This is a genomic window from Lascolabacillus sp., from assembly GCF_028696275.1.
Classification (GTDB): domain Bacteria; phylum Bacteroidota; class Bacteroidia; order Bacteroidales; family Dysgonomonadaceae; genus Proteiniphilum; species Proteiniphilum massiliensis.
On sequence record NZ_JAQVHI010000061.1, the window covers coordinates 1 to 4,716 of the forward strand.

The 4,716-nt window shown below is 33.7% G+C and carries 4 protein-coding genes; 2 read left to right on the top strand and 2 right to left on the bottom strand.

Annotated elements, in window-relative coordinates; translation table 11 throughout:
• The first annotated feature begins 595 nt into the window (after positions 1 to 595).
• Entirely contained in the window at positions 596 to 2,143 is a 1,548-nt protein-coding gene (locus PHO43_RS09680; protein ID WP_288012115.1) for a M64 family metallopeptidase, read from the top strand.
• Positions 2,144 to 2,280: 137 nt separating this feature from the next.
• Here the strand turns inward: PHO43_RS09680 and PHO43_RS09685 are convergent, their stop codons facing one another.
• Together PHO43_RS09685 and PHO43_RS09690 are read right to left on the bottom strand one after the other, a co-directional pair.
• Positions 2,281 to 2,970, bottom strand: a complete 690-nt coding sequence (locus PHO43_RS09685) for an OmpA family protein (RefSeq protein WP_288012117.1) — start codon at positions 2,968 to 2,970, stop codon at positions 2,281 to 2,283.
• On the bottom strand, positions 2,971 to 3,351 hold the full coding sequence (locus tag PHO43_RS09690) for a hypothetical protein (protein ID WP_045089459.1): 381 nt from the start codon (positions 3,349 to 3,351) through the stop codon (positions 2,971 to 2,973).
• A 309-nt stretch (positions 3,352 to 3,660) separates the two neighbouring features.
• Between PHO43_RS09690 and PHO43_RS09695 the strand changes: the two genes are divergently transcribed.
• The coding region (locus tag PHO43_RS09695) for an acyltransferase family protein (RefSeq protein ID WP_288012119.1) at positions 3,661 to 4,716 on the top strand (1,056 nt) is incomplete at its 3' end.

Consider the following 4,716-nt stretch of genomic DNA (forward strand, 5'->3'; position numbering starts at 1 on the left):
GAAACTTTCATTAATAATAGTCTCATCTGTTGTATTATTAGTTCCTGTTTTTAGAATTACAAGATAAAATATTTTCATACCATAATCATCACCTCCTAATTTTTCGGCAAGAAGTTTGTCATAATTAAGATTTGTAATTGTAGTATCATTCTGTATTACATCGGATGTGCTACTATAGGTGAAGTTTGCAACAAATCAAGAAATCAGTAAAATTGTGTATTTCATAAACAGAATTTATTTTTAAGTGAAAGAACTATATTTATAGTTTAAACACAATATTAGGAATTATTGTTTATTAGAATACTTTTTGGGATACAATTAATTCTTACCTTGCTCTTACCTTGCTCTTACCACTTCCTTATAAACATCTTTTGTAACTGAAGAAAATAACAGTTATTTGAGAATGCAGACTTGCCTTTATAAGCCTCGAGTCTTAACATACCTTCAATAAACAGCAAGTAAAAATATCTCTTGAATTATTTTTATTTATAGATTTCATATTTTTATTAATCAAACCTTAAAGCTTTTTTTTGTGTTATTGAGATATAGGTGTCGTAAATAAGAATTTTGGCATATGAAATTACAGCTATTATTTTTGTCTGTCCTAATTTTGTTTCTTGTTTTAGTAACTTCTTGCGAAAAAGATGAGAAGTTTTTTAGGGTTACAGATATATCTATAAATACGAATAACATTATTGTAGCAGAAGGGGATACTTTAACGCTTAATGCTATGATAATTCCTTCAAATGCATCTAATAAAAGTCTCAACTGGAAATCCAGTAACGATAATATTGTGACCATCGATAATAATGGGTTGTTAAATGCAAAAAATGTTGGGGAAGCAACTATAACGGTATCAAGCCATGATGGAAATGTTAGCAAAATTATAAATATACAAGTCGTTGAGAACTGGATATCACTTTCTAGAAATATAATTGAAACTTCACTCAATGGGGGTAGTTACCAAGTTAAACTAACTGCCAGCAGTTCATGGACAATAGTATCCTCTCCCCAATGGGTTACAACGTCTCTCTTGTCAGGCTCCGCAACAGGTTCTGACTCAGTTGAATTAGTTGTGGATGTTTCATTGTTTACTGGTACATCTCTAAATCGATCTGGTGATGTGATTTTCAAACTTAATAACAGAAACTACGCAGATACACTAAGGATTAATCAGATTAATTACCAATTAAGTGATGGTGAATATGTAAAAATACAAAGTTCTACGGCAGGTGATGGTATAGATATAGTGTTTCTGGGCGATGGTTATACTGTTGCTGATATTATTTCAGGAAAGTTCGAAGACAATCTGCTTGAAGCAATTGATCACTTCTTTGATATTGAGCCATATAGAACATACAGAAATTATTTCGATGTTTATATTGTTTATGCATATTCTGAGGAGAGTGGAATAAGTGATATTCAAAGAACCAGGAAAACGAAGTTCTCAGCAAAATTTGAGAGTGCCACATCAACAAGAATGAGTATCGATCATACATCTGTTTTTGAATATGCACAAAAAGTGCCACTAAGTTCTGACCTCTCAGAGACACAGATTGCTGTCATTGCTAACAGTACAAGATATGGGGGTACAAACTGGTCATATTCTAATGGTATGTCGATATCTGTTGTACCTGTATCAAATTTCAATTATCCTAATGATTTCAGGGGAGTAGTACAGCATGAGATTGGAGGACATGGATTTGGGCAGCTTGCAGATGAGTATACTGAAAATAATTCAACAATACCTCAATCTGAAAAGGAGGATTTGCTTAAATGGCAACAATGGGGATTTTTTGAAAATGTAGATCTTACAGATCGTGTGGAAGATATTTTATGGAGTCATCTTATAAATGATCCAGACTATTCTTATGTTGGAGTATATGAAGGAGGGTTTTATTATTCTAAAGGTGTCTGGAGATCTGAACCGGTAAGTCTGATGAATAATAATATACGTTATATTAATGCTCAGGGCAGAGAGCAAATTGTTATGAGAATTAAAGAACTTGCCGGTGAAACATACTCCTTTGAAGAGTTTAAACAAAAGGATGTCAGAGAAACTCAATCATTAACCAGGTCGGCCGTAATTTATGATAATGAAGAATTTAGATTACCACCTCCAATATTGATTGAGGTGAATTAATATCTATGATTTTATTTTAGTATTTACTGATCAACATAGATATTAATGATTATTGTTTGCCGTATATTTAATTCAACAAATAATATCATTTAATTTAGCAGGGTGATTTCTGATAGATCACCCTGCTATTTATGTGACTAATTTGTTTTTATAAATTCTACCCGACGGTTTTGTGCTTTGTTTGCCGGAGTGTCATTAGGAGCTATAGGTTTAGTTTCACCTGCACCTTCAGTTTCTAAACGAGCAGCATCGATACCAAAAATATTTATTAACTCATTTTTTACAGATTCAGCTCTTCGTTTCGATAAATCAAGATTCATATTGTAATCTCCATCACTATCAGTATGGCCTATTATTTTCACTGTCACAGATCCGTTTTCTTTGAGTACATCAGCAATACTTTTAAGAGTGCCATAAGACTCAGGTTTTACATCAGATTTGTTGACATCAAAAGTGATTCCATATGTAACAAGTTTACCTTCAGTTATCAGCTTACTGCGCGTATCTGGTGATGCGGTTGTAATCTTAATGTTAGAAATAAATGGTTCACTGTGTCTGTCCCATCCGGAGAAACGTATACGATTGAATTTAACACCGGGATAAATATTAGTAGGCATATCCATTACTTTTTCATTCTGGTGATAAACTCTCACTCTCCGTTTTTGAATCCATAGAATGACGAGGTTTAACTTTTCTCTGATTACAGGGTTCTTGGAAGCACTACCTTCAATCCAATCTTCCCCATCCTTATAGCCTTTGCTTTCCCACCTTTCATTTCTCAGAACCAGATGGAGTCCTGCCTGTCCAGGATACAGGTCATTATTCAACTATTTAGGATCATCTTCTCTTTCTTGATAAAGTGTAAACTGGATACCATAACCAAACTCCTCATCAGGTATTATATCAAATTCCACTATGAAGTTTTCAGGAAAATCTATTTGCTGAGGCTCCTGTTTTGTGTTTTGAACTGAATTATCCTGAGATTCATTTTCTGACTCCTCATCATCAGTACTTTCACCATTTTTTTTATTTGCTTTTACATCCAAAGCTTTTTCAGTTACCTCTTCAGTTTTTTCAACCACATTACGTTCCACAGTATTTTCAACAGTCTCCTTAATAGATTTTCCCAACTTATTAAGAAAACTTTGAGCATCTGCCTGACTTGTAAATATCAGACAAAAACCAATCAGTAAAACAATTCTCTTCATGACATTCAATTTTTTATTATAAGCTAAAAATTACATGATACAGTTTCTATGTAGTACTCATTAGTTGGGCTTGTGTATTTTACTGAATGCTTCATAGTTTAAGATGTTTAATTTTTCAAAGATAATGAAAGATAAGTTATAATTGATTGAGTTGATTTGATTTTTTTTACCTTGATATTGAATGTTTTACAACTATAATTTTGAGGCATATTCTAACTACATTTTATTCAGATATGTACCTTTAATGAGGGTTAGATGAAAAATGCTTACTTTTGTTTTTTATACACAATTATAGAACAACACTTTTTTATGTCAATTAAACCCTCTGCATCGTTTACTGATACTAAACCACATTATCAGATACTCAACGGATTACGTGGCGTGGCCGCAATTATGGTAATATTCTATCATATATTTGAAGCTTTTGCAACAAGTTCAATGGATCAGAAATTTAATCACGGTTATTTGGCTGTCGATTTTTTCTTTGTTCTGTCAGGCTTTGTAATTGGTTATGCATATGATGACAGGTGGGGGAAAATGAATATTAGTGGTTTTTTCCGCAGAAGATTAATTCGTTTGCAGCCAATGGTTATAATGGGTGCATTTTTAGGTTTGATTACATTTCTTATTCAGGGCGGAGAAGCATGGGACGGCTCTAAAGTTTCGATCCTGATGATAGCTTCTGCATTTCTTCTGCACATTTTTCTGTTACCTGCTATGCCGGGTAGTGGTGTGGAAGTACGTGGAAATGGAGAGATGTTTCCTTTGAACGGACCTAGCTGGTCGCTTTTTTTTGAATATATAGGTAATATATTTTATGCACTTTTCCTTCGCCGCTTATCTACTAAGGGACTTAAGGCTGTAGTGATTTTGTCAGGAATCGGTCTTTTTACTTTTGCTGTTGGCAATTTTTCCGGTTTTTGGCACTTGGGGGTAGGGTGGACCCTCGCAGACAATAATTTCATTGGAGGAATGCTGCGATTGCTTTATGCCTTTTCAGCCGGATTATTAATGTCACGTCTGTTTAAACCTGGAAAAATTAAGGGAGCTTTCATAATATGCAGTGTTGTAATAGTTTTTCTGCTTTCGATGCCCTTTATTGGAAGTAGTGATGAGCTATGGATAAATGGTTTATATGATGCAATTTGCACTATAATTGTTTTCCCTTTTCTGGTATATATAGGTGCATCAGGAAAACTAAAGAGTAAAACTTCGGAGCGTTTATCTAAATTTCTTGGAGATATTTCGTATCCTCTTTACATGGTACACTATCCATTTATGTATCTTTTCTACTCATGGGTATGGAAAAATGGATTAACATTTTCGGAGGTATGGCCAGTGGCAATAGTACTCTTGATTGGTAAT